The sequence below is a fragment of the Kineococcus rubinsiae genome (assembly GCF_011839805.1).
Taxonomy (GTDB): Bacteria; Actinomycetota; Actinomycetes; order Actinomycetales; family Kineococcaceae; genus Kineococcus; species Kineococcus rubinsiae.
In genome coordinates, this window is sequence record NZ_VWPY01000014.1 from 42,698 (window position 1) to 66,766 (window position 24,069).

25 protein-coding genes are annotated in these 24,069 nt (G+C 75.9%); 17 read left to right on the forward strand and 8 right to left on the reverse strand.

The features are described from left to right. From F1544_RS09720 to F1544_RS09745, 6 genes are all read left to right on the forward strand, one after another. Window positions 1-987 (forward strand): N-acetylglucosamine kinase, encoded by a 987-nt coding sequence (locus F1544_RS09720; RefSeq protein WP_167584700.1) that lies wholly within the window; start codon window positions 1-3, stop codon window positions 985-987. Next, window positions 984-1,967, forward strand: a complete 984-nt coding sequence (locus F1544_RS09725) for a DMT family transporter (RefSeq protein WP_167584702.1) — start codon at window positions 984-986, stop codon at window positions 1,965-1,967. The genes F1544_RS09720 and F1544_RS09725 overlap by 4 nt, the downstream gene beginning before the upstream one ends. Then, on the forward strand, window positions 1,964-2,944 hold the full coding sequence (locus F1544_RS09730; protein ID WP_167584704.1) for a 1-phosphofructokinase family hexose kinase: 981 nt from the start codon (window positions 1,964-1,966) through the stop codon (window positions 2,942-2,944). Before F1544_RS09725 ends, F1544_RS09730 begins: the two co-directional genes overlap by 4 nt. After that, window positions 2,941-3,774, forward strand: coding sequence for a class II fructose-bisphosphate aldolase (locus F1544_RS09735; protein ID WP_167584706.1), 834 nt, complete (start codon window positions 2,941-2,943; stop codon window positions 3,772-3,774). The genes F1544_RS09730 and F1544_RS09735 overlap by 4 nt, the downstream gene beginning before the upstream one ends. A 104-nt stretch (window positions 3,775-3,878) precedes the next feature. Next, window positions 3,879-4,124 (forward strand): hypothetical protein, encoded by a 246-nt coding sequence (locus F1544_RS09740; RefSeq protein WP_167584708.1) that lies wholly within the window; start codon window positions 3,879-3,881, stop codon window positions 4,122-4,124. An 8-nt stretch (window positions 4,125-4,132) separates the two neighbouring features. Then, window positions 4,133-4,765, forward strand: a complete 633-nt coding sequence (locus tag F1544_RS09745) for an MBL fold metallo-hydrolase (protein ID WP_308469981.1) — start codon at window positions 4,133-4,135, stop codon at window positions 4,763-4,765. An 86-nt stretch (window positions 4,766-4,851) separates the two neighbouring features. On the opposite strand, the gene F1544_RS09750 is transcribed toward F1544_RS09745, so the two are convergent. From F1544_RS09750 to F1544_RS09775, 6 genes are all read right to left on the reverse strand, one after another. Continuing rightward, window positions 4,852-5,589, reverse strand: coding sequence for a peptidase (locus tag F1544_RS09750; protein ID WP_167584710.1), 738 nt, complete (start codon window positions 5,587-5,589; stop codon window positions 4,852-4,854). A 163-nt stretch (window positions 5,590-5,752) separates the two neighbouring features. After that, a complete protein-coding gene (locus F1544_RS09755; RefSeq protein WP_308469982.1) occupies window positions 5,753-7,075 on the reverse strand; it encodes an MFS transporter in 1,323 nt (440 codons plus the stop codon). 50 nt (window positions 7,076-7,125) lie between these two features. Then, window positions 7,126-7,854, reverse strand: coding sequence for a decaprenylphospho-beta-D-erythro-pentofuranosid-2-ulose 2-reductase (gene dprE2 / locus F1544_RS09760; RefSeq protein WP_167584766.1), 729 nt, complete (start codon window positions 7,852-7,854; stop codon window positions 7,126-7,128). A gap of 101 nt (window positions 7,855-7,955) precedes the next feature. Beyond that, window positions 7,956-8,846 carry a MaoC family dehydratase gene (locus tag F1544_RS25810; protein ID WP_167584712.1) on the reverse strand — a complete coding sequence of 297 codons (891 nt, stop codon included), beginning with the start codon at window positions 8,844-8,846 and terminating at the stop codon, window positions 7,956-7,958. Window position 8,847: 1 nt separating this feature from the next. Beyond that, window positions 8,848-10,194, reverse strand: a complete 1,347-nt coding sequence (locus F1544_RS09770; RefSeq protein WP_167584714.1) for a 3-oxoacyl-ACP reductase — start codon at window positions 10,192-10,194, stop codon at window positions 8,848-8,850. Next, window positions 10,191-11,519, reverse strand: coding sequence for an acetyl-CoA C-acetyltransferase (locus tag F1544_RS09775; protein WP_167584716.1), 1,329 nt, complete (start codon window positions 11,517-11,519; stop codon window positions 10,191-10,193). Before F1544_RS09775 ends, F1544_RS09770 begins: the two co-directional genes overlap by 4 nt. A gap of 106 nt (window positions 11,520-11,625) precedes the next feature. Between F1544_RS09775 and F1544_RS25340 the strand changes: the two genes are divergently transcribed. Genes F1544_RS25340 through F1544_RS09800 form a run of 5 tightly spaced genes read left to right on the forward strand, consistent with a single transcriptional unit; the run spans window position 11,626 to window position 16,591 of the window. Further along, complete coding sequence (locus tag F1544_RS25340) at window positions 11,626-12,297, forward strand: TetR/AcrR family transcriptional regulator (protein WP_167584718.1); 672 nt, start codon at window positions 11,626-11,628, stop codon at window positions 12,295-12,297. Beyond that, window positions 12,294-14,330: an acyl-CoA dehydrogenase family protein gene (locus F1544_RS09785; protein WP_167584719.1), complete on the forward strand. Its 2,037-nt coding sequence runs from the start codon at window positions 12,294-12,296 to the stop codon at window positions 14,328-14,330. The genes F1544_RS25340 and F1544_RS09785 overlap by 4 nt, the downstream gene beginning before the upstream one ends. A gap of 51 nt (window positions 14,331-14,381) precedes the next feature. Continuing rightward, complete coding sequence (gene lplAB, locus F1544_RS24260; RefSeq protein ID WP_167584721.1) at window positions 14,382-15,431, forward strand: lipoate-protein ligase LplAB; 1,050 nt, start codon at window positions 14,382-14,384, stop codon at window positions 15,429-15,431. 54 nt (window positions 15,432-15,485) lie between these two features. Continuing rightward, on the forward strand, window positions 15,486-15,734 hold the full coding sequence (locus F1544_RS09795; RefSeq protein ID WP_167584723.1) for a hypothetical protein: 249 nt from the start codon (window positions 15,486-15,488) through the stop codon (window positions 15,732-15,734). A 44-nt stretch (window positions 15,735-15,778) separates the two neighbouring features. Beyond that, the gene (locus F1544_RS09800; protein WP_208971605.1) at window positions 15,779-16,591 is read left to right on the forward strand and encodes an LLM class flavin-dependent oxidoreductase; all 813 of its coding nucleotides are present in this window, start codon (window positions 15,779-15,781) and stop codon (window positions 16,589-16,591) included. Window positions 16,592-16,603: 12 nt separating this feature from the next. On the opposite strand, the gene F1544_RS09805 is transcribed toward F1544_RS09800, so the two are convergent. Further along, window positions 16,604-17,620 (reverse strand): LacI family DNA-binding transcriptional regulator, encoded by a 1,017-nt coding sequence (locus tag F1544_RS09805; RefSeq protein ID WP_167584725.1) that lies wholly within the window; start codon window positions 17,618-17,620, stop codon window positions 16,604-16,606. Between the two features lie 163 nt (window positions 17,621-17,783). On the opposite strand from F1544_RS09805, the gene F1544_RS09810 reads away from it, so the two are divergent. From F1544_RS09810 to F1544_RS09835, 6 genes are read left to right on the forward strand one after another with little or no spacing between them, the layout of a single operon-like run. After that, entirely contained in the window at window positions 17,784-18,743 is a 960-nt protein-coding gene (locus F1544_RS09810; protein ID WP_167584727.1) for an asparaginase, read from the forward strand. A 26-nt stretch (window positions 18,744-18,769) separates the two neighbouring features. Beyond that, on the forward strand, window positions 18,770-19,654 hold the full coding sequence (locus F1544_RS09815) for a polysaccharide deacetylase family protein (protein WP_167584729.1): 885 nt from the start codon (window positions 18,770-18,772) through the stop codon (window positions 19,652-19,654). Then, window positions 19,651-20,991: an MFS transporter gene (locus tag F1544_RS09820; protein ID WP_167584731.1), complete on the forward strand. Its 1,341-nt coding sequence runs from the start codon at window positions 19,651-19,653 to the stop codon at window positions 20,989-20,991. Before F1544_RS09815 ends, F1544_RS09820 begins: the two co-directional genes overlap by 4 nt. Continuing rightward, window positions 20,988-21,785 carry an SDR family NAD(P)-dependent oxidoreductase gene (locus F1544_RS09825; RefSeq protein ID WP_167584733.1) on the forward strand — a complete coding sequence of 266 codons (798 nt, stop codon included), beginning with the start codon at window positions 20,988-20,990 and terminating at the stop codon, window positions 21,783-21,785. The genes F1544_RS09820 and F1544_RS09825 overlap by 4 nt, the downstream gene beginning before the upstream one ends. A 26-nt stretch (window positions 21,786-21,811) precedes the next feature. Beyond that, window positions 21,812-22,546, forward strand: coding sequence for an SDR family NAD(P)-dependent oxidoreductase (locus tag F1544_RS09830; protein ID WP_167584735.1), 735 nt, complete (start codon window positions 21,812-21,814; stop codon window positions 22,544-22,546). An 8-nt stretch (window positions 22,547-22,554) separates the two neighbouring features. Continuing rightward, window positions 22,555-23,034: a hypothetical protein gene (locus F1544_RS09835; RefSeq protein ID WP_167584737.1), complete on the forward strand. Its 480-nt coding sequence runs from the start codon at window positions 22,555-22,557 to the stop codon at window positions 23,032-23,034. On the opposite strand, the gene F1544_RS09840 is transcribed toward F1544_RS09835, so the two are convergent. Then, window positions 22,979-24,013, reverse strand: a complete 1,035-nt coding sequence (locus tag F1544_RS09840) for a PHP domain-containing protein (RefSeq protein ID WP_167584739.1) — start codon at window positions 24,011-24,013, stop codon at window positions 22,979-22,981. The two genes, F1544_RS09835 and F1544_RS09840, sit on opposite strands and share 56 nt — an antisense overlap. Between the last annotated feature and the right edge of the window lie 56 nt (window positions 24,014-24,069).

The following is a 24,069-nucleotide window of genomic DNA, read 5'->3' on the forward strand; positions in this document are numbered from 1 at the left end:
GTGTACCTCGGCGTCGACGGCGGGGGCACGAAGACGGCGTTCTGCCTGCTGGGCGACGACGGGGAGCTGCTGACCCAGACCCGCACCGCGAGCACCTACTACCTGATGAGCGGCATCGGCATCGTCGAACCCCTGCTGCGGCAGGGCGTCGAGGAGGTCTGCCGGGCCGTCGGCACCACCCCCGGCGAGATCTCGCACGCGTTCTTCGGCCTGCCCGCCTACGGCGAGGTCAGCGCCGACGTGCCCGAGCTCGACGCGGTGCCCGGCCGCGTCCTGGGGACCGACCGCTACGCGTGCGGCAACGACATGGTGTGCGGCTGGGCCGGGTCCCTCGGTGGCGTCGACGGCATCAACGTCGTCGCGGGCACCGGTTCCATCGCCTACGGCGAGAACGGCGGGCGCACCGCCCGGGCCGGCGGCTGGGGCGAGGTCTTCGGCGACGAGGGTTCCGGCTACTGGGTCGGCGTGCGCGGGCTGAACGCCTTCAGCCGCATGGCGGACGGCCGCCTGCCGGGCGGGCCGCTGCAGGACGCGGTGCGCCGCAGCCTGGACCTGACGACCGACCTCGACGTCGTCGACGTCGTCCTGAACCGCTGGCACGGCGACCGCGGGAACGTCGCGGGGCTGAGCCGGGCCGTGGCCGAGGCCGCCGACGCCGGTGACCCCGCGGCGCTGGCGATCCTCACCGAGGCCGGCCGCGAGCTCGCGCTGCTCGTGGACGTCCAGGCCGATCGCCTCGGGTTCGGGGCAGCGGACGGCATCCCGGTCTCCTTCTCGGGCGGGATGTTCACCAACCCCCACGTGCGGGGTTCCTTCCGCGCGGCCGTGGCCCGCCACGGCGACCGCTACGACCTGCGCGACCCCCTGCTCCCGCCGCACCTGGGTGCCGCCGTGCACGCCGCGCGGCTCGCGGGGAACCCCCTGGACGCCGGTCAGGTCCGGCGTCTGCAGTCCGAGCACCTCGATGAGGAAGGTCGTCAGGCATGAGCACGTCAGGACCCGGCGTCACGCGCCAGACCGGCTGGATCCCCTACGCCGCACTGCTCGTCCTGTTCTGGGGCGTGTGGGGCGCGTTCTCCAGCCAGCCCACGAGCCGGTACGGCTACCCGGACGGGATGGTCTACGTCATCTGGGCGTTCACCATGCTCATCCCGGCGTTCTTCGCCCTGCGCGGCACCACGTTCGACCGGCGCGGCATCGCCGCCCGCTACGGGCTCGTCGTCGGGCTCACCGGCGCCGGCGGGCAGCTGCTGCTGTTCAAGGCGCTCACCATGGGCCCCGCCTACATCATCTTCCCGATCGTCGCGCTGTCCCCCGCCATCACCGTGCTCATGGCGCTGTTCGCGCTGCGGGAGAGGCTGTCCCGCCTGACCGCCGTCGGCGTCGTCCTGGCGCTGGTCGCGATCGTGCTGTTCTCCGTCTCCTCGGGCGACTCCGACGCCTCCACCGGGCCGTACCTCCTGCTGGCCGCCCTGGTCTGCGTCGCGTGGGGCGTGCAGGCCTTCTACATGCGCAAGGCCGCCACCGTCGGCGTCAACGACGCCACGACGTTCGGGTGGATGACCGTGAGCGGGCTCGTCCTGGTGCCGGTCGCCCTCGTGATGTCGGGCGGGCTGCCCACGCAGTTCCCCTGGGAGGCACCGGCGCTGACCGCCGGCACCCAGGTGCTGAACGCCGTCGGCGCCCTGTTCCTCGTCATGGCCATGAGCCGCGGCCGGGCCTCCGTCGTCGCCCCGGTCACCAACGCCATGGCGCCCGTGCTCACGATCGTGCTGTCGCTGATCGTCTACCGCACGCTGCCCTCGGGGTTCCAGACCGCCGGCATCCTGCTGGCCCTCGTCGGCTCCTCCGTCATGGTCTACACGTCGGAGAAGCGGGGTGAGGACGCCGGCGCGGCGGTCGAGCTGCCGCAGGACGTCGCCGCCCGCCAGCGCAGCACCGACGGCGGAAGCACACCGGTCGGGTGAGCGCCCCCACCGCACCGGCGGGCCGCGTCCTCACGGTCACCCTGAACCCCGCCGTCGACGTCACCTACGCGGTCGACGCCCTGACCGTGGGCGAGACCGTGCGGGTGCGGGGCGTGCGCTCCCGCTCGGGCGGCAAGGGCGTGAACGTGGCCTCGGTGGTCCGGGCGCTCGGCGGCGAGGCCGTCGTCGTGGCCCTCACCGCCGCCCGGGAACCGGACGAGTTCGAGGCCGGGCTCGACGCCCTCCACCTGCCGCACCGCCTCGTCCTCGCCCTGGAGGCCGTGCGGCGGACCGTCGCCGTGGTCGCCGCCGACGGCACGACCACGAGCCTGCAGGAACCCGGCGGCCCCGCCGCGGAGGGCACCGCCGAAGCGGTCACGGCCGTGCTGGTGGAGGAGCTCGCGCAGGGCGCGGACGCCGTCGTCATCAGCGGCAGCGTCCCCCCGGGCCTGCCGGTGGACCTGCCCGCCCGGCTGGCGGAGCTCTGCCGGGACGCGGGCGTGCCCGTGGTCGCCGACCTGTCCGGGGCCCCGCTGCGGGCCGCGGCCGGGGTCGGCGCCGTGCTGGTGCCGAACCGCGACGAGCTCGCCGACCTCGTGGGCGCCCCCGCCCGGGACCTGCGCGAGGTCCTCGGCGCGGGCCGGCACCTGCTGGCCGGCGGGGCCGCGGCGGTGCTCGCCACGCTCGGCGAGCAGGGCGTCGTCGCGGTCACCCCCGAGGGTGCCTGGCACGCGCGGCCCGTCGAGGTCGTCGCGGGCAACCCCACGGGTGCGGGCGACGCGGCCGCCGCGGCGCTGGCCCGCCACCTGGGCGCCGGCGTCGCGGCGTGGCCCGCGGTGCTGGCCGACGTCGTCGCGACGTCCGCGGCGTGCGTGCTGCGGCCCGTGGCGGGCGAGGTCGACACCGGCGCGCGCGCACGCTGGCTCGACCTGGTGGAGGTCGAGGAGCTGGACGAGGAGAGAGGGGCACGCCGGTGAAGGCGGAGGGCACGCAGGTCGTCGGAGGGCTGCGCGGGACCGGGCGGGGGGTCGGGGCGTTCAACGTGATCCTGCTCGAGCACGCCGAGGCCGTCGTGGGCGGTGCGGAGGACGCCGGACTGCCCGTGGTGGTGCAGATCTCGCAGAACGCCGTGCGCTACCGGGGCGCGCTGGCCCCGCTGGCGCTGGCCTGCCTGAGCATGGCCGCGGCCGCGACGGTCCCCGTCCTGGTGCACCTCGACCACGTCGAGGACGAGGCGCTGATCGACGAGGGTCTCGCGCTCGGCATCCCCTCGGTGATGTTCGACGCCGCCGCGCTGAGCTACGACGAGAACCTCGCCCGCACCGCCGCGGTCACGCAGCGCTGCCACCGCGCGGGCGTCTGGGTCGAGGCGGAGCTCGGCGAGGTCGGGGGCAAGGACGGCGCCCACGCCCCGGGCGTCCGGACCGACCCCGCGGAGGCGACGGCCTTCGTCGCGGCCACCGGGATCGACGCGCTGGCCGTGGCCGTGGGCTCCTCCCACGCCATGAGCAGCCGGGACGCGGTGCTGGACGACGAGCTCATCGGCGCGCTGGCCGCCGCGGTCGACGTGCCGCTCGTGCTGCACGGCTCCTCCGGCGTCCCCGACGAGGGCCTGCGCCGGGCGGTGGCGCGCGGCATGGCCAAGGTCAACGTGGGGACGCGGCTGAACCAGGTGATGACCGGCGAGGCCCGCCGCGTCCTGGCGGAGCAGCCGCGCCTCAGCGACCCCCGCAAGTACCTCGCCCCGGGGCGGGACGCGGTGCGGGCGGAGGTCGCCCGGCTGCTGCGGGTGTTCGACGGGCGGTGACTCTCAGCGATCTCCGGTGACGGAGAGCGGGACGGGGGCCGCCAGGCCGGTGGCGTGCCCCGCCCCGCTGTGCAGGATCGGCCACGGAGGATCACCATCGACGGGTGGATGTGTGGTCGTCCTTCATGGACCTGGTGCACCTGATCGGTGCCGTCGGCTGTGCCCTGCTGGCCGGGGCGTTCGCCGCCGCCGGCGAGCCCGAGCGCACGCTCTTCTACGCCGCCGCGGCGCTCGCCTTCGCGGGCGCCCTGCTGCGCCGGCGCACCCGGGCGCACGCCCCGGCGCACCGGGTGATCGACCTGACCGCCGCCGCGCGGCCGGCGTCGCAGCGTGAGCTGCTGGAGCGCTGACCGCACCCGTGAGCGACCTCGTGACCCGCACCGACGCCTTCGACCTGCGCGAGGCGCACGTCGGGCCCACCGACAACGTCGCCTACCTCCTGACCTGCCGGGCCACCTCGGCGCAGCTGCTCGTCGACGCGGCCGCCGACCCCGAGGCCCTGCTCGCCCTGGTGCGCGAGGGCGACCCCGCGGGGCGCCTGGACCTCGTCGTCACCACCCACCGCCACCCCGACCACGTCGGGGCGCTGGAGGCCGTCGTCGCGGCGACCGGCGCCGGCACCGCCGCGGGCACCCTCGACGCCGACGCCCTGCCGGTCGCGGTCGACCGGCGCCTCGAGGACGGGGACGTCGTCGAGGTCGGGGAGCTCCGCCTGCTCGTGCGCCACCTGCGCGGTCACACCCCCGGATCGGTGGCGCTCGTCCTGCGCGGCTCCCCCGACCGGGTGTTCACGGGCGACTCGCTGTTCCCCGGCGGCGTCGGGAACACCCGCGGCGACGCGGGCGACTTCACGTCCCTGCTCGACGACGTCACGGCCCGGCTCTTCGACGAGCTGGGCGACGACACCGTCGTCCACCCGGGCCACGGCGCCCCGACGACGCTGGGCGCGGAACGCCCGCAGCTCGCGGAGTGGCGCGCCCGGGGCTGGTGAGCGACCGCCCGCCGAGGAGGTCTGCGCTCCCCTCCGGCGCAGGCCCCGGCCGCGCCGCCGGTCCCTCGACCGGGCGGCGCGGCGTGTCAGTGACGGAGGATGGAGACCGACAGCGCGTAGGTGCTGCCGGCGGGCGAGCTCACCGCGAGCCAGTAGGTGCCCGTCTCGGGCAGCGTCACCGAGGCGCGCGCCTGCTGCTCGCTCATGCTGCCGTGCAGCGGCGAGCCGCCGGGCGACACGAGGGACCAGGTGGCGTCGGGCGAGGAGTCCTGCAGCGTGACGACGGCGCGCTGGCCCCGCGCGGCGTCGAAGCGGTACCGGGCAGTGCCCGTGGTGGGCACCTGCCCCGACACGGTGGTCCCCGTGGCCCCGGCCGGGAAGCGGATCACCCGCTCGGAGGTCGCCGCGCTGGTGCCGGCCGGGATGGCGAGGGAGAGGTCGTAGCTCGCGGAGCGGGTCGAGACGATGTCGACGTAGTAGGTGCCGCTCTCGGGGAGCCGGTACGTGAAGTCGCTCTGGCGCGGGCTGGCCGCGTCGTGCACCGACGGGCCGGTCGGGCCGACGAGGGTCCAGGTCATCGCGGAGGTGCTGCGCGACAGGTGGAACGTCGCGGTCTGCCCGACGCGCGCCGAGAAGGTGTAGCGGCGGTCGCCGTGGGCGGCGACGCGACCGCTGACGTGGGTCGACGTCGCGCCGGCGGCGAAGTGCAGCGGCGTCGCCGTCGGGACAGCGGGGGTCGACGCCGAGGCCGCTCCGGCACCGGCGATCCCGGCGGCGGCGGCGGCGACGACGGCGGTGACGGCGGCGATGGTCTTTCCACGCATGGTGGTTCTCCTCAGAGGTGTCGGTTCCCCGACCGGGTCGTGGCCGCCGTTGCGGCCACCCCCAGGACGCTACGGATCCGGTGTGCCGCAGCGGTGTCGGCGCTGACACCGTCCCGCGACCCCGTGTGTCGACCTCGACACGCGGACCTCCGCCCCTCCGCGCCTAGGCGTCCTCGAGGGCCTCGCCGCGCATCTCGGGCAGCGCCAGGCTGGCGGACGCCGCGATCGCGAAGGACACCGCGAGCACGACGAACACCGCCCCGGTGCCGCCCAGCACCACCAGCGGCGGGACGGCCAGCGGCGCGAGGATCGAGGCGAGCCGGCCGAACCCGGCGGCGGCGCCGGCGCCCCGCCCGCGCACGGCGGTCGGGTAGATCTCGGGCGTCGCGGCGTACAGCGCACCCCACGCGCCCAGGTTGCAGAACGACAGCAGCATCCCCGCCGCGAGGATCGACGACCGCGCGTCCGCACCGGCGTAGAGCACGGCCGCGACGGCGGAGCCGAGGAGGAACACCGACAGCGTCCGCCGGCGGCCCCACACCTCGACGAGGTAGGCCGAGAGGGCGTACCCGGGGAGCTGGGCCAGGGTGATGATCAGCGTGAACTGCAGCGACTTCACGAGGCTGAACCCGTCGGCGACGAGCAGGCTGGGTATCCACGTGAAGGCGCCGTAGTAGCTGAAGTTCACGCAGAACCAGACCGCCCACAGGGCGGCCGTCCGGCGGCGCAGGGCGGGCGCCCAGATGCTGTGCCGCGTCGTGTCGGCCACCTCGGCGACGAGCTCACCGCGCGGGTGCTCGACGCCCGCCGCGACCTCGAACTCCCGCACGACCCGCTCGGCCTCCTGCGTCCGGCCGCGGCTGACGAGGAACCGCACCGACTCCGGCAGGCCGCGGCGGACCACGACCGCGTACACCGCGGGGAGCGCACCGACCGCGAGCGCCCAGCGCCAGCCGTCGTCGCCCGTCGGCACCAGCAGGTACCCGAGCAGCGCGGCGAGGGTCCAGCCCACGGCCCAGAACGCCTCCAGCAGCACGACGACGCGGCCGCGGATGCGGCGGGGCGCGAACTCGCTGACCAGGGTCGAGGCGACGGGCAGTTCCGCGCCGAGGCCGAGGCCGACGAAGAACCGGAACACCAGCAGCGCGCCGACGGACCAGGACAGGGCGGCCGCACCCGTGGCCAGCCCGTAGACCAGCAGCGTCAGGGCGAAGACCTGGCGGCGGCCGATCCGGTCGGCGAGCAACCCGCCCACGCTGGCGCCGACGGCCATGCCCGCGAACCCCACCGAGGCGACCCAGGAGACCTGCCCCGGGGACAGGCCCCACTGCACCGTCAGCGCGACCATGATCGAGCCGACGAGCCCGACGTCCATCGCGTCCAGCGCCCAGCCGACCCCGGAACCGACGAGCAGCCGCCGGTGCTTGGCCGTGAAGGGGAGGCGGTCCAGGCGGTCGGCGGCGGTCAGCGCCTCGGCGTTCTGCACCGGGCCACCGTACTGGGGCCTGCGCGACGGCTCAGGCCCGCGACCCGGGGTCAGCGGGGTGCGCGGCGCCAGATCGCGCGCGGGGTGACGTGCATGGCGGCCGCGAGCAGCCGCAGGGTCCCCGGGACCCACACGACGGCGCGCCGGGCGGCGAGGCCCGCGACGACGGCGTCGGCGACCTGGGGCGGGGTGCTGGCGAGCGGGGCGGGCGACATCCCCGTGGTCATCCGGCCGACGACGAAACCCGGCCGGACGAGCAGGAGGTGCACGCCGCTGCCGGCGAGGGCGTCGGCGAGGCCGCTCGCGAAGCCGTCCAGGCCCGCCTTGGCCGCGCCGTAGACGTAGTTCGCGCGCCGCACGCGCGTCCCGGCGATCGAGGAGAACACCACGACCCGGCCGGCGCGCAGCGGGCGCAGCAGCGTGGCGAGGTGGGTGAGGACGCTCACCTGGGCGACGAAGTCGGTGTGCACCACGTCGAGCGCGTGCTCCGCCTCGGTCTCGGCGCGCGCCTGGTCGCCGAGGATCCCGAACGCCAGGACGGCGTCGACCGCCCCGTGCCGGGCGACGAGGTCGGCGAGCAGCGGCCCGTGGGTCTCCAGCGCGTCGGCGTCGAACTCGGCGACCTCGACGTCGCGGGCCCCCGCGGCCCGCAGCCGGGCCGCCTCGGCCGTGAGCTCGCCGCTGCGCCGGGCGGCGAGGACGACGGTCGCCGCGCCCGCCCGCACGAGGCGCTCGACCACCTCGAGGCCGATCTCGCTGCGGCCGCCGAGCAGCAGCACGGCGGCGGTCGCGGGAGTCGTGGACGGCGTGGGCGTCGGGGAGGGCGTGGCGGGTGCGGGCACGGCGGACAGCAGACCACGCCGGCCGCCCCGGACGGCGCTCAGAGCGCCTCGAGGCGTCCCGTCAGGTGCAGGCGCGAGCCGTCGCGGCTGCGCACCGCGGTGCTCCAGCCCGGACGCCCGGCCAGCTCCCGCTCCGCGACGACGTGCACGACCGTCGAGGGCAGCAGCACGGGCGCCGCGAACTCGACGGCGAACCGGGCGGCCGCGGGGGGCGGGCCGCCGAGCGCGGCGAGGCTGTGCGAGGCCGTCCACACGCCGTGCGCGAGGGCGCGCCGGAACCCGAGCGCCTTCGCCGTGAGGGCCGACAGGTGCAGCGGGTTCACGTCGCCGCTCACGCCGGCGAACCGGCGGCCGAGGTCCGCGGGCAGCCGCCACAGCGCACCGGGCCCCTCCGGGGCGGGCAGCGGCGCGGGCGCCGGGGCGGGCGTGCCGGGGAAGGTCACGCCGCGGGCCAGGTAGCGGCTGAGCCCGCGCCAGACGGGCTCGCCGTCCTGCCCCGCGGGCCGCACCTCGGTGACGAGGTCGACGGTGGCGCCGCGGCGGTGCGGGCGCAGGCCGGTGGCGCGCACGCGCACGTCGAGGCGCTCGTCGGCGCCGAGGGGGCGCTGCTGCTCGAACTCCTGCCGCACGTGCACGAGGCCCAGCAGCCGGAAGGGGAACGGCTCGCGCACCAGCAGGTCGACCTGCAGGCCGAAGCCGATCAGGTGCGGGAACGGCAGGGGCAGCTCCGCGCGCAGCGGGAAGCCGCAGAGCCGGGCGAACGCGGCGAGCCGGCCCGCGTCGGCGCGGACGTCGCGCACCTCGACGGAGCGCCGGGGCAGGTCGAGGGCATCGCCGTCGCGCGGCGCGAGGAGAGAGCGCACGTAGGTGCGCCCGAGCGACGGGGTGCGCGGCAGGACGCGCACGGGCGTCGTGGAGGGGCCGGCCACGTCAGGCCCCCAGCAGGTTCTGGCCGCAGACGCGCAGCACCTGCCCCGAGATCCCGGCCGCGGCCGGGCCGGCGAGGAACGCGACGGCCTCGGCGACGTCGACGGGCAGACCGCCCTGCTGCAGGGAGCTGGCGCGGCGGCCGACCTCCCGCGGCAGCAGCGGCATCCGGGCCGTCATGGCCGTCTCGACGAAGCCGGGGGCGACCGCGCTCGCAGCGCCCCCCGAGGCCGCGAGCCGGGCGTCCAGGGCGCGGACCATCCCGATGACCCCGGCCTTGCTGGCCGCGTAGTTCGCCTGTCCCTTCGCGCCGGCGATGCCGTTGATCGACGACAGCTGCACCACGCGGGCCTGCGGCCGCAGCGCGCCCTCGCGGGCGAGGAGGCCCTCGGTCAGGCGCAGCGGGGCCCGCAGGTTCACCTCGAGCACCGACGCCCAGCCGGCCTCGTCGAGGTTCACGAAGGAGCGGTCGCGCGTGATGCCCGCGTTGTGCACGACGACGTCGGCGCCGCCGTGGCGGCGCAGGAGGTGCTCGGCCAGCGCCGCGGGGGCGCTCGCGGCCGTGATGTCCAGGTGCAGCGCGGAACCCCCGACGCGGTTGGCGACGCGGGCCAGCTGCTCGCCCTGCGCCGCGAGGTCGACGCACACCACGTGCGTGCCGGAGCGCGCGAGCACCTCGGCGACCGCGGCGCCGATGCCCTGCGCCGCACCGGTGACGACGGCGGTGCGCGGACCGGCCGACGCCCGCGCCGCGTCGCCGCCGCGCGCGGGGCCGACCTCGAGCACCTGGCCCGAGACGAACGCGGAGCGGGCGGAGGCGAGGAACTCCAGGGGGCCGCGCAGGGCCTCGCCCGCACCCTCGCCGACGCGCAGCAGGTTCACGGTGGCGCCCGCGCGGGCCTCCTTGCCGAGCGTGCGCACGAGACCCTCCAGCGCCTGCTGCACGGCGGCGGCCTCGACGGTCGTCGTGTCGGCGACGAGGGCCCCGAGTACGAGGACGCGCCCGTTCGCGGCGAGCCGGCGGAAGGCGGGTGCCAGGGGTTCGCGGACGGCGGCGAGGTCGGCCGTGGTGCGCACGGCGGACGCGTCGAGCACGACCGCCCCGAAGCGGTCGTCCGTGGCCGCCTCGGCGTCGGCCAGCCGGGCGCCCGCCGCCGCGAGCCACCGGGAGACGTCCGCGGCCAGGGGCGCCGCGCCGATGCCGAGCACGAGCGCGGGACCGGTCAGGAGGTCCGCCCCGGCCTCCCAGCGGCGCAGGGCGGTCGGGCGCGGGGCGCCGAGGCGGCGCGCCAGCGCGGCCCCCGGCCCCTGCCGGACGAGGCGCGCGTAGGCGTCGACCGGCGCGCTCACGGGGCCTCCACCAGGGCCGCGATCCCCTGCCCGCCGGCGGCGCAGATCGAGATGAGCGCCCGGCCACCCCCGCGCTCGGCGAGCAGCTTCGCGGTCGAGGCGAGGATCCGGGCGCCGGTCGCCGCGAACGGGTGCCCCGTGGCCAGCGAGGAACCCACCACGTTGAGCTTCTTGCGGTCGATCGTGCCCAGGGCGCCGTCGAGGCCGAGGCGCGTGCGGCAGAACTCCTCGTCCTCCCACGCGGCCGTGGTGGCGAGCACGGTGGAGGCGAACGCCTCGTGGATCTCGACGAGGTCGAGGTCGTCGAACGTCCAGCCGTTGCGGCGCAGCAGCTCCGGGACGGCGAACACCGGCGCGGTGAGCAGCCCCTCCCCCGCGCGGACGTGGTCGACGGCCGCGGTCTGGGCGTCCACGAGGTGCGCGAGCACGTCGAGGCGGTGCTCGGCGGCCCACGCGTCGGAGGCCAGCAGGACGACGGCGGCGCCGTCGGTCAGCGGCGTGGAGTTCCCGGCCGTCATCGTCGCGGGCCCCTCCTCGTCGCGGCCGAACACCGGGCGGAGCTTCGCGAGCTTCTCCAGGGAGGTGTCGGGGCGGAGGTTGTCGTCGCGCCGCAGCCCGAGGTAGGGGGTCAGCAGGTCGTCGAAGAACCCGCGCTCGTACGCCTCGGCGAGGTGGCGGTGGCTCTCCAGGGCCAGCAGGTCCTGGTCCTCGCGGCTGACGTGCCACTGCAGCGCCGTGCGGGCCGCGTGCTCCCCCATCGACAGGCCCGTGCGGGGCTCCGTCACGCGCGGGGTGGCGGGGACGACCTGGCGCGGACGGAACCGGGACAGGGCCGCGAGGCGCTGCTGGGGCGTGCGGGCCCGCTGCAGCGCGAGCAGCACCCGGCGCAGGCCGTCGTCGACCGCGATCGGCGCGTCGCTCGCGGAGTCGGTGCCCCCCGCGATGCCGGACTCGACCTGGCCGAGCGCGATCTTGTTCGCCAGCAGCACCGCGGCCTCCAGACCCGTGCCGCACGCCTGCGCGACGTCGTAGGTCGGGGTGCGCGGCGACAGGGCCGTGGAGAGGACGGCCTCGCGGGTGAGGTTCAGGTCGCGGCTGTGCTTGAGGACCGCCCCCGCGACGACCTCGCCCAGCTGCTCGCCGGCCAGGCCGAAGCGCGCGACGAGGCCGTCGATCGCGGCGACCAGGAGGTCCTGCGCGGAAGCCTCGGCGTAGCGTCCGCCCGCGCGGGCGAAGGGCGTCCGGTTGCCGCCGAGGATCGCGGCGCGGCGCGGCAGGCGGCCCTCCGGCACCGGGGCAGCGGCGGGATCAGCGGGAACGGACATCGGAGTCCTCCTCGTCGAGCGACGTCCACGGGTGGCCGTCGACCTGCCCCGAAGTTATCAGGTACTTCCGGTACCGGATACCCGCTGCAACAGGTACCGTCGAGACGTGGACACCGTCGACGCGCCACCCCGCCCGGACGGGCGGCGCACGCGCTGGGCCGAGCACCGCCGGGCCCGGCGCGAGGAGCTCGTCTCCGCCGCCCTGCGGGCCATCGCCCGCCACGGCGCCGGCGTCGGGATGGACGAACTGGCCGCGACGGCCGGCACCAGCAAGACGGTCCTGTACCGGCACTTCGCCGACAAGGAGGACCTCTACCAGGCGGTCGCCGAACGGGTGAACCGCCTCATCGTGCGGGAGCTGAACGCGGCCGCCGCCCGCGCCCGCAGCCCGCGCGACGCCCTGGCGGGGATCATCTCCACCTACCTGCACCTGGTGGAGAAGGACCCGGAGGTCTACCGGTTCGTGGTCTCCCACCCGCTCGTGGAACGCGTCGAGCGGGACCCGGTGCAGCGCATCTCCGGTCTCATCGCCGACGAGACCGCCCGCACCATCACGGCGCAGCTGCGCGTCGCCGGGTCGACGTCGGGCGCCACCGACGCCCTCGCGCACGGGCTGATCGCGATGATCCGCACCGCCGCCGACCGCTGGATCAGCTCCCCCGCCCCGCAGAGCGCGGACGACATGGCCCGCGACCTGACGGCGCTCGCGTGGGGCGGCCTCTCGGCCGTCCTGCCCACCCCGACGACACCCGCTGGAACTCCCGAGGAGGACCGATGAGCACCACTGCGGCCGAGAGGCCCACGGCCACCGCCGACCCCACCGAGGTCCCCGCCGGGGACGTCCCCGCCCCCGTCGCGGAACGCGCCGCGACGCTGCCGGTCGACGTCGACACCCTGCGGGCGTTCCTCGACGGGCGCTTCGCCGACGCCCGGCAGAAGGCGCGCCGGGAGTTCCCCGCCGACTTCTTCGGCCCCACCGACCACCTCTCGACCCGCGAGCAGCGCGACCTCACGCGCCGGCGGCTGCAGCGCATCACCGAGATCGGCGGTCACGAGCTCGGGTTCTCCTCCGCCCACGGCGGCGGTGACAGCCCCGGCGGTCAGGTCGCGCAGTTCGAGATGCTGGGGTTCACCGACGCGTCGCTGATGATCAAGTCGGGCGTGCAGTGGGGCCTGTTCGGCGGTGCCGTGCAGGCGCTCGGGACCGCCCGCCACCACGAGGCGCTGCTCCCGGGGATCCTGCGGCTGGAGATCCGCGGGTGCTTCGGCATGACGGAGACCGGCCACGGCTCCGACGTCGCCTCCCTCGGCACCACGGCGACGTACGACCCGGCGACGCAGGAGTTCGTCGTCCACACCCCCGACGAGGCCAGCCGCAAGGACTACATCGGCGGCGCCGCGGAGGACGCGGAGATGTCGGTCGTGTTCGCGCAGCTCATCACGGGCGGCGAGCGCCGCGGCGTGCACGCGTTCGTCGTGCCGCTGCGCCGCGACGGCGAGCTGCTGCCCGGGGTGTGGGCCGGCGACGACGGCCGCAAGGCCGGGCTGAACGGCCTCGACAACGGCCGGCTCGCGTTCGACTCCGTGCGCGTCCCGCGGACGGCGCTGCTGGACCGCTACGCGCAGGTCGCCGAGGACGGCACGTACTCCAGCCCCATCGAGAGCGCGAACTCCCGGTTCTTCACGATGCTGGGCGCCCTGGTCAAGGGCCGGGTCAGCGTCTCCGGCGGCGCCCTGAGCCAGACCAAGGTGGCCCTGAGCATCGCCTTGCGCCACGCGGAGAACCGCTCGCAGTTCGCCAAGCCCGGCGCCGGGAAGGACGCGCAGAACGGCGCGGCCGGCCGCGAGGTCACCCTGCTGGACTACCTCAGCCACCAGCGCCGCCTGCTGATCCCGCTGGCCACCACGTACGCCCTCGGCTTCGGCCAGGAGGAGCTGCTCGTGGCCATGGACGACCTGGTGGGCCACCAGCTGCGCGGCGGCGAGAACGAGCCGCAGGCCCAGCGGGAGTTCGAGGCGTTCGCGGCCGGCATGAAGGTGGCCTCCACCTGGCACGCGACGCGCACCATCCAGACGTGCCGCGAGGCGTGCGGCGGCGCGGGCTACCTCTCGGAGAACCGCCTGCCGCAGCTGAAGTCGGACACGGACGTGTTCACCACGTTCGAGGGCGACAACACGGTGCTCCTGCAGCTGGTGGCGAAGAGCGTCCTGACCGCCTACAAGATGCAGTTCTCCGAGCTCGACACGCTCGGCATGGCGCGGTTCGCGACGCGCGACTTCGTCTCGACCCTCTCGGGGCGCAGCCCCGCCAAGTCGTTCGTGGCGGACATCGTCGACTCCGCGCCCGGCCGCGACAGCGGCGAGCTGCGGGAGCGGTCCTGGCAGCTGCGGATGCTGCGCGACCGCGAGCGCCACGTCGTGGAGTCGCTGGCCAAGCGCGCCCGCCGCGCGCAGGGCCGCCCGCCCGCGGAGGCGTTCGAGGCCCTCAACGAGCTGCAGGACCACATGCTGCTCGCGGGCCGCGCGCACGTGGACCGCGTCGTCGCCGAGGCGTTCACCGCGGCCATCGCCCGGGCCGAGGACCCGGCCGTCGCGGCGCTGCTCTCGGAGGTCTGCGACCTGCACGTCCTGGCGCTGCTGGAGGCGGAGAAGGGCTGGTTCCTCGAGCACCGCCGCATGACGCCCGTGCGGGCCAAGGCCCTCACGCACGCCGTCAACGACCTCTGCCGCTCGCTGCGCCCGCGCGTCGGGGAGCTGCTCGGCGGGTTCGGGATCCCCGAGCACTGGCTGGGTGCGGTCATCGCGCGCTGACCCGTCCACCGCGCCCCGGGGGTCCCACCCCCCGGGGCGTACGGTGACCGCGTGCACGGTGAGTACAAGGTCCCCGGCGGCAAGCTCGTCGTGGTCGACCTCGAGGTGGTCGACGGCCGCCTCGCCGACGTCCGGCTGAGCGGCGACTTCTTCCTCGAACCCGACGAGGCCCTCGAGGCCGTGGACGCGGCGCTGCAGGGGGTTCCGGCGGACACCGACGCCGGCGAGCTCGCGGCCCGGGTCCGGTCCGCGCTGCCGCCGGGCGCCGTCCTGCTGGGGTTCGGTCCCGAGGCGGTCGCCACCACGGTGCGCCGCGCGGTCGGCGGCGCGACGGGCTGGCGCGACCACCCGTGGCAGTTCCTGCACACCGCCCCGCAGACGCCGCAGCTGCACATGGCGCTCGACGAGGTCCTCGCCCGCGAGGTCGCCGAGGGCCGGCGCCCCCCGACGCTGCGCGTGTGGGAGTGGGCGTCCTCCGCCGTCGTCATCGGCAGCTTCCAGTCGCTCGCGAACGAGGTGGACCGCGCCGCGGCCGACGACTTCGGCGTCGAGGTCGTCCGGCGGATCTCCGGCGGCGGGGCGATGTTCGTCGAACCCGGCAACACCATCACCTACTCCGTCTACGCACCCGCCTCCCTCGTCGAGGGGCTGTCGTTCCAGGAGTCCTACGCGTTCCTCGACGACTGGGTGCTCGTCGCGCTCGGCGACCTCGGTGTGAAGGCCTGGTACCAGCCGATCAACGACATCGCCACGGAGCAGGGCAAGATCGCCGGCGCGGCGCAGAAGCGGCTCGCGGACGGCACCGTCCTGCACCACGTGACGATGTCCTACGACATCGACGCGGCGAAGATGCTGCAGGTGCTGCGCATCGGCCGGGAGAAGCTGACCGGCAAGGGCCTCGCGAGCGCGGCCAAGCGGGTCGACCCGCTGCGCCGGCAGACGGGGCTCGCCCGCAGCGAGGTCATCGACCGCATGGTCGACACGTTCCGCCGCCAGAACGGCCTCGAGGACTCCGACCTCACGCCCGCCGAGGTGGCCGCGGCCGAGGCCCTCGTGGCGTCGAAGTTCGCCACCCCGGGGTGGATCGCCCGCATCCCCTGAGGTTCCCCCACGCGGCCGCTCGACGGACGCGCCCCGCGGGCGCACACTCCTGGCATGGAGCGCACCGCCGCGGGCCCGACGCACGGCATCCCCACGGGCGTCGTCCGCGACGCCGACCGGCGCGGCCGCGTCCTGCGGGTCAGCGCCCACCCCGAGCAGGGCCACGTCGTGCTCTCCACGTGGCAGGACGCCTCGTGCATGTCCACCGTGCGCCTCGACCGCGCCGACGTCGTGGAGCTCCTCGCCGCCCTCGGCACCGCCCTGCTGCCGGCCGCCCGGGACACCGCCGCCGACGGCGGCTGAGGCGAGGGCTGACACGGCGCCCCGACGGAAGCACACTGCCGCGCGTGAGCACCCGACCGTTCCGCGCGGGAGTCGTCGGCGGCCCCACCCGGACCGGCGCCGCGTGGCTGGCCTGGGCCGCCCGCGTCGAGGCCGCCGGCTACGACACCCTGCTGCTGCCTGACACCCGCCACACCCCGTCGCCGTTCCCGGCGCTCGCCGCCGCGGCCGCCGTCACCAGCACGGTCCGCCTCGGCACCTGGGTGCTCGCGTCGCCGCTGCACCACCCGGCGGCGGTCGCCCGCGACACCCGGGCACTGCAGCTGCTCAGCGGCGACCGCTTCGAGCTGGGCGTCGGCACCGGCCGCCCCGACGCCGCGGCGGAGGCGGAACAGCTCGGGCTCCCCTGGGGCAGCGGCGGCGACCGCCTCCGCCGGCTGGCCGAGATCGTCGGCGCCGTCCGCGACCAGGTCGACCCCGCCCCACCCGTCCTCGTCGCCGGTGCGGGTCCACGCGTCCTCACCCTCGCCGGCGGGCTGGCCGACACCGTCGCGCTCGCGCTGCACCCGACGGCGACCGCCGGCGACGTGGCGCAGGCCGCCGACCTCGTCCGCGGCAACGGCGACCCGGAGCTCGCCCTGTCGCTGTCCGGCGTGGCCGGTCGCCTCGTCACCCACCTCGCGCGGGCGGGGATGACCGCTGCGGACTGCGCCGGCGCGGCCGGCGTCCTCGACGGCGACGCCGCCGCCATGGCCGCGCACCTGCACGAGCTGCGCGAGCGGACGGGGGTGTCCTACCTGGCCGTGGCCGCCGAGCAGGCCGACGCCTTCGCCCCGGTCCTCGCGCTGCTGCGGGCGGACGACCCCGCGGTGGCCTGACCCGAGGCCCCGTCAGCCGCCGTCGGGCGAGGAGGACTCCCGCACGACGAGGGTGGGCCGCAGGCGCACCGAGCGCACCGGCTGACCGGCGGCGCGCTGCAGCAGCCGCGTCATGCCCGTGCGGCCCATCTGGTCCATCGGGGAGGCCACCGAGGTCAGCGGCACGGGGAGCTCCGCGGCCAGCGAGACGTCGTTGTAGCCGACCACCGCGACGTCGCGCCCCACGCGCAGACCCGCCTCGCGCAGTGCGCCCATGACCCCGATGGCGTTGAAGTCGTTGACGGCGAAGACGGCCGTGGGGCGGGGCCGGGCCGCCAGCAGCTCCCGCGCCGCCGCGTGGCCGCCGCGCACGTCGTAGGTGCCGTGCCGCACGCGCTCGTCGGGCACAGGCAGTCCCGCGGCCGCGTAGGCGTCGCGGAACCCCTGCGTCCGCTCGACCCCGGTGCTCGAGAACGGCTGCCCCGCGACGACCGCGACCCGCTCGTGCCCCAGCGCGAGCAGGTGCTCCCCGGCCAGCCGGCCGCCGAGCAGGTCGTCCGTCGTCACGGACAGGTGCCCCCGGCTGCGGCGGGAGACCAGGACGTAGGGCAGGCCCCGCGCCGCGATCTCGGGCAGCAGGTCGTCGTCGAGGCGCGCGTCGCCGAGCACGACGCCGTCGACGCGGCGGTCGAGCAGGGCGGCGAGCCGGCGGCGGCGCACCTCGGGCACGTCGGAGGTGTTCGCGACGAAGGTCTGGTACCCGGCGTCCGCGGCGATCGCGTCCAGGCCCTCGTAGATCGTCGCGAGGACGATGTCGGTCAGGCGCGGGACGAGGACGCCGACCAGGCCGCTGCGCCGGGTCCGCAGCGAGGACGCGGCCGGGTCCGGGCGGTAGCCCAGCTCGTCGGCGACGGCGCGGACCCGCACCACCGTCGCGGCCGCGATGCCGGTTCCCGCCCCCAGCGCGCGCGAGACCGTCGACGGGTGCACGCCCGCGGCCCGCGCCACCTCCGCCAGCGTGGCGGGGGCGCGGCGGGCGGTGGGGTTCACGCCCCACTTCTACCCGACGCGTCGGCGGCGACCGTCCCCGCCACCCGTCCGCGGTCCGGTGTTAATTCCTCGTGACGACCCTTGTGCAGCCGAAACCGGTTGCGTAGGGTCCCTCGAAATCGATTGCGAAACTCGTGAACCCCCCGAGCGGAGGACCCACCGCGTGCCCCTCACCCTCATCGCCACCGGTGGGACGATCTCCAGCACAGGCCGACCCGGGCAGCTCGACGCGCAGTTGCGCGCCGCCGACCTGCTCGCCGCGCTGCCCTCCCCCGTGCCCGGGGTCCGGGCCGTCGACGTGAGCACCGTCGTGAGTTCCGCGCTGCGGCCCGCGGACCTCCTCGGCCTGCACGAGGCCGTCCGGGCGGCGCTGGACGACGGCGCGGACGGCGTCGTGGTGACCCACGGCACCGACGCGCTGGAGGAGACGGCCCTGCTCCTGGACCTGCTGCACGACGACGAGCGCCCCGTGGTGCTCACCGGAGCGCAGCGCGCGGCCGACGCCGCCGGCGCCGACGGCCCGGCCAACCTCACGGCCGCACTGACGCTCGCGGCCGACCCGCTCGCCCGCGGCTGCGGCGTCCTCGTCGTCTTCGACGGTGAGGCCTACGCGGCGCGCGGTGTCCGCAAGGTGCACACCCTGCGCTCGGCCGCCTTCGCCGCGCCCGGCCGGGGGCCGACGCACCGGATCGCCGCGGACGGAGTCACGCTGCGGCACCGGCCGGGACGTCCCGCGGCCCGGCACCTCCCGCCGTGGGCCGACCTGCCCCGCGTCGACGTCGTCGCCACGCACCTCGGCGCCGACGGTGCGCTCCTGCACGCGGCGGTCGCGGCGGGCGCGCGCGGGCTCGTGGTGGCGGCCATGGGCGCGGGCAACACCCCGCCGGCGGTCACGCGCGCTGTGCGGGAGGTCGTCGCCGGCGGGGTGCCCGTCCTCGTCTGCACCCGCGTCCCGGAGGGCCCCGTCCTCCCGCTCTACGCCAGCGGCACCGCGCTGCGCGGCGGCGGCGGCCTCTTCGCCGGTGACCTCAGCCCGTGGCAGGCCCGGATGCTCCTCGCCGTGGCCCTCGCCGACGGCTCCCCCGACGCCCTGCAGGAACTCCTGCAGGACAGCACGTCCTGACCCCCACTCCACCCCCAGGAGGACCCATGCCCAAGGAGATCTTCGTCGCCTTCGGCGCCGACGTCGACGCCGTCGGCGGCTGGCTCGGCTCGTACGGAGGCGCCGACTCCCCCGACGACATCTCGCGCGGTGTCTTCGCCGGCGAGGTCGGCGTGCCGCGCCTGGTCGAGCTGTTCCGCCGCTACGACCTCACCCAGACCTTCTTCTGGCCCGGCCACTCGATCGAGACGTTCCCCGAGCAGTTCGACGCGTGCGTCGCGGCCGGGCACGAGATCGGGATCCACGGCTACAGCCACGAGAACCCGATCGCGATGTCGCGCGAGCAGGAGGAGACCGTCCTCGACACCTGCATCGACCTGGTCACCTCCCGCACCGGCAAGCGCCCCACGGGCTACGTCGCGCCGTGGTGGGAGTTCAGCACGGTGACCAACGAGATCCTGCTCGACCGCGGCATCACCTACGACCACTCCCTCATGCACCGCGACTTCACGCCGTACTACGTCCGCGTGGGCGACAGCTGGACGCCCATCGACTACGGCAAGCCCGCGACGGAGTGGATGAAGCCCCTCGTGCGCGGCCAGGAGACCGACCTCGTCGAGATCCCCGCGAACTGGTACCTCGACGACCTGCCGCCCATGATGTTCATCAAGTCGAGCCCGAACAGCCACGGCTTCGTGAACCCGCGCGACATCGAGCAGATGTGGCGCGACCAGTTCGACTGGGTGTACCGCGAGAGCGACTACGCGGTGTTCACCATGACGATCCACCCCGACGTCTCCGGGCGCCCGCAGGTGCTCATGGCGCTGGAACGGCTCATCGAGCACATCAGCGGCCACGCCGGGGTGACCTGGACGACGTTCGACGCCATCGCGTCGGACTTCACCCGCCGCTTCCCGCGGACCACGGCGTGAGCGCCCCGACGACCACCCGGCCCGCGCCCTGGGACCGGGTCATCACGTCCCGGACCCTGCTCGGCGTCTCCGCCGTCTGCTTCTTCGCGTGGGTGTTCTCCGTCTACGACTACACGCTGTTCGGGACCCTGCTGCCCGTCATCGCCGAGGACTTCGGCTGGTCGACGGCCTTCGCGGCCGGGATCAACACGTGGGTCACGGTCGGCGTCTTCGCCGTCTCGCTCGTCGTCGGGACGCTGCTCGACCGGTTCGGCCGCAAGCGGGCGCTCATCATCACCGTCATCGGTGCCGCCATCAGCTCCGGCTTGACCGGGCTCGCCGGCGGGGCGATCTCGCTCGTCCTCATCCGGGCGTTCTCCGGGTTCGGCGCCTCCGAGGAGGTCGTCAACGCGGTCTACCTCAACGAGATGTACGCCAAGGCCAAGCGGCGCGGGTTCATGTACAGCGTCGTGCAGGCCGGCTGGCCCGTCGGCGCCCTCGTGGCCGCGGGCCTCACCGCCCTCATCCTCCCGCACCTGGGATGGCGGTGGACGTTCGTCGTCGCCATGCTCCCGGCCGTCCTCGTCGCGATCGCCGCGACCCGGCTGCCCGAGTCACCCGCCTACGCGGCGCTGCGCGAGGTGCGCCGCCGCCGCGAGGCCGGCGAGGTGGACTCGGCGTCGACCCTGGCGGCCGAGCACGGGCTGAGCGACACCGACCACCGCGCCTCCCGCGTGCGCGACGTCTTCACGCCGGAGCTCCGCCGGCACACCGTGTGCCTGGCGCTGGCCTGGCTGTTCAACTGGATGGCCATCCAGGTGTTCTCGGTGCTGGGCACGAGCGTGCTGACCGAGGCCAAGGGGTTCAGCTTCAGCAACTCCCTGGTCGTCCTCGTCCTGGCCAACGCGGTCGGCTTCTGCGGGTACCTGTTCCACGGCTGGGTCGGCGACCGCATCGGCCGCCGCACGACGATCATCGCGGGATGGATCGTCGGCGCCGTCGTCACCGCGGCCATGCTGCTGGGCCCGGACTCCTCGACCTACACGATCGTCACGTACTCGGCGTCGCTGTTCTTCCTCACCGGCCCCTACGCCGCGCTGCTGTTCTACATGGGCGAGTCGTTCCCGGCGCAGGTCCGCGGCATGGGGACCAACGTCGCCCACGTCATGGGCCCGGTGGGCGGCATCGCGGGGTCGGCGCTGCTCACCGTCCTGCTCTCGGCCGGCACCGGCATGCGGACGGCGGCGCTCATCACGGGCTCGCTGTTCATGCTCCTCTCGGGCCTGGTGATGCTCGGCGCCCGCCGCACCCACGGCGTGCCCGACGAGGTCGTCGCCGCGGACGGGCTGACCGCGTGAGCCCCGAGGCGGCGCTCGCGCGCGACGACGGCCTCGCCGGGAAGGTGGCGGTCATCACCGGCGGCGGCAGCGGGATCGGGCGCGCGCTCGCGGTGGCCTACGCTCGGGCCGGCGCCGCCAGCGTCGTCGGGCACTTCCCGGGCGACCCGCACGACGTGGGCGAGACCGTGGCCGCGGTCGAGGCCGCGGGCGGCCGCTGCCTGCCCGTGGCTGTGGACGTCGCCGACCCCGCGCAGGTCGACGCGCTGGCCCGCGCCGCCGTCGCGGAGTTCGGGCGCCTGGACGTCGGGGTGGCGGCGGCCGGTGTGCTGCGGCGCGCCCCGCTCGCCGAGCTCGACGACCCCGCGTGGGAGGAGATGCTGAGCGTCGACCTCACGGGCGTCCTGCGGACGTTCCGCTCGTGCGCCGCGGAGATGACGGGACCGGGTGCGCTGGTGGCGGTCTCCTCGATCGCGGGCGGGGTCTACGGCTGGCACGACCACGCCCACTACGCCGCCGCCAAGGCCGGGGTCCTCGGGCTCGTGCGCTCGCTCGCGGTCGAGCTCGCGCCGCGAGGCATCCGCGTGAACACCGTCGTCCCGGGCTTGATCGAGAGCCCGCAGTCGCTGGACCCCGTGAACTCCCTGGGCCCGCAGGGGCTCGCGGACGCGGGCCGGCTCATCCCCCGCGGCCGCGTCGGCACCGTCGACGAGGCCGCGCGGGTCATCCGGTTCCTGACGTCGGAGGACGCCGCCTACGTCACGGGCCAGAGCATCGTCGTGGACGGCGGGCTCACGGTCCGCTGGCCGAGCTGAACCCGGAACAGCAGAGGAGGACTCCCGTGGGAGCACTGGACGGACGCGTCGCCCTGGTCACCGGGGCGGCGAGCGGGATGGGTGCGGCGATCGCCCACGCCTACGCGGCCGAGGGAGCGCAGCTGGTGCTGGCCGACCGCGACGCCGACCGGCTCACGGCCGCCGCGGCCGAGCTGGGGGCGGAGGCGCACGCGCTCGACGTGACCGACGCCGACGCCGTGCGGGAGGTCGTCGACGGGGTGGCCGCGTCCCGCGGGCGCCTCGACGTGCTGGTGAACTGCGCCGGCATCCTCACCGAGGTGCCGCTGCTGGAGATGGACGTCGAGACGTTCGACGAGATGATCGCGGTCGACCTGCGCAGCGTGTTCCTGTGCAGCCGGTTCGCGGCTCCGCACATGGTCGCGGCCGGCTGGGGCCGCATCATCAGCATCGCCTCGCAGCTGGCGCTGAAGGGCGGGGAGTCCCTCGCGCACTACAGCGCGGCCAAGGCCGGCGTGCTGGGGTTCACCAAGGCGGCGGCGCGCGAGCTCGCCCCGCACGGCGTGCTGGTGAACGCCATCGCCCCGGGGCCGATCCTCACGCCGATGATCGACGGGCTGAGCGAGGAGTGGAAGGCCGCCAAGCAGGCCGAGCTCCCGCTCGGCCGGTTCGGGCGGCCCGAGGAGGTCGCCCCGACCGCCGTCCTGCTCGCCAGCGACCCCGGAGGGACCCTCTACGTCGGGCAGACGCTGGGGCCCAACTCCGGCGACGTGATGCCGTAGGGGCCGGCGTGTGCGGAGCGTGCGGCGGCGGGCGGGTCCGCGGCCCCTGGGAGGACGCGGTCGACGGCCGCGGTCCCCGGGTGCTGGCGGCCCGCGCCGCCGCGCTGCAGGGGCTGCTCGCGCCGTGGGGCTGGCGCGTGCGGCCCTGGGGCGTGTCCGGCTACGCCGTGCACCACCCCACCCGCGGGCTCGCGGTGGCCGAGGGCGTCGACGGGGTGACCGCGAGCGCCGCGGCTCACTCGCCGGACGGGCTGCGCCGGCTCGTGGAGGGGGTCCTCGACGACGGGCCGGGCGCGGGCCCGGCCGACGCCGTCGTCCTGGTGTCGGCGGCCGTGGCGGCGGGCGTGCCCGGCGTGGTGCTGCACGGCCCGGAGGCCGGCGAGGTCGTGGTGCACGGGCGCGCCGTGACGGTCCTCCCCGGCCCGCACGGCGTCAGCGCCGGCGCGACGCCGTCCACTCCAGCAGGCGCTCGACCGGCCACGTCGTGACGATCCGGTCGGCCGGGACGCCGCACTCCTCCGCCCGCGCGCACCCGTAGGGCTGCCAGTCGAGCTGGCCGGGGGCGTGGGCGTCGGTCGACAGCGTGAACAGGCAGCCCGCCTCGACGGCCTGGCGCAGCAGGGCCCGCGGCGGGTCGAGGCGCTCGGGACGCGCGTTGATCTCCACCGCGACGTCGTGCTCGACGCACGCCGCGAAGACGGCCGCGGCGTCGAACTCGCTGGGCGGGCGGCCCTTGGCGCCCACCCGGCCGTGCCCGCCCTTGACCATGCGGCCGGTGCAGTGGCCCAGGACGTCCATGCGGCCGCCGCGGATCGCGCCCAGCATCCGGCGGGTCATGGCGTCCGACGGCATCCGCAGCTCGGAGTGGACGGAGGCGACGACGACGTCGAGGCGGTCGAGCAGGTCGTCCTGGCAGTCGAGCGTCCCGTCCTTGCGGATGTCGACCTCGATGCCGGCCAGCAGGCGGAACGGCGCGAGGGGGGCGGCGAGCGCGGCGATCTGCTCGAGCTGCGCCTCGCGGCGTCCCCGGTCCAGGCCGTTGGCGACCTTGAGGCCCTCGGAGTGGTCGGTGACGGCGATGTACTCGTGGCCCAGCTCGGCCGCCGTGAAGGCCATCTCGGCCAGGGGGCTGCCGCCGTCGCTGGCGTCGGTGTGGGTGTGCAGGTCGCCGCGCAGCGCCGCGCGCAGCTCCTCCCCGCCGCTGACGAGCGGGCCCGCCTCGGCCTCCAGCGCGGCGAGCCGCTCCGGCACACCCCCGTCGGCCGCCTGCTGCACGAGGGCGGCGGAGGAGGCGCCGATGCCCTTGAGCTCGGTGAGGGTGCCGGCGGCCAGGCGGCGGTCGAACTCCTCGGGGTCCAGCGCCAGCAGCACCCCCGCGGCACGGCGGAAGGCCTCCACGCGGTAGCTGCTCGCCTGCGACCGCTCGAGGAGGAAGGCGGTGCGCCGCAACGCCTGCACGGGATCCACGGGTGGCCTCGCCTCGGGTTCGGGAGTTTCCGGATGCGTCGAGCGGATCCACTGTG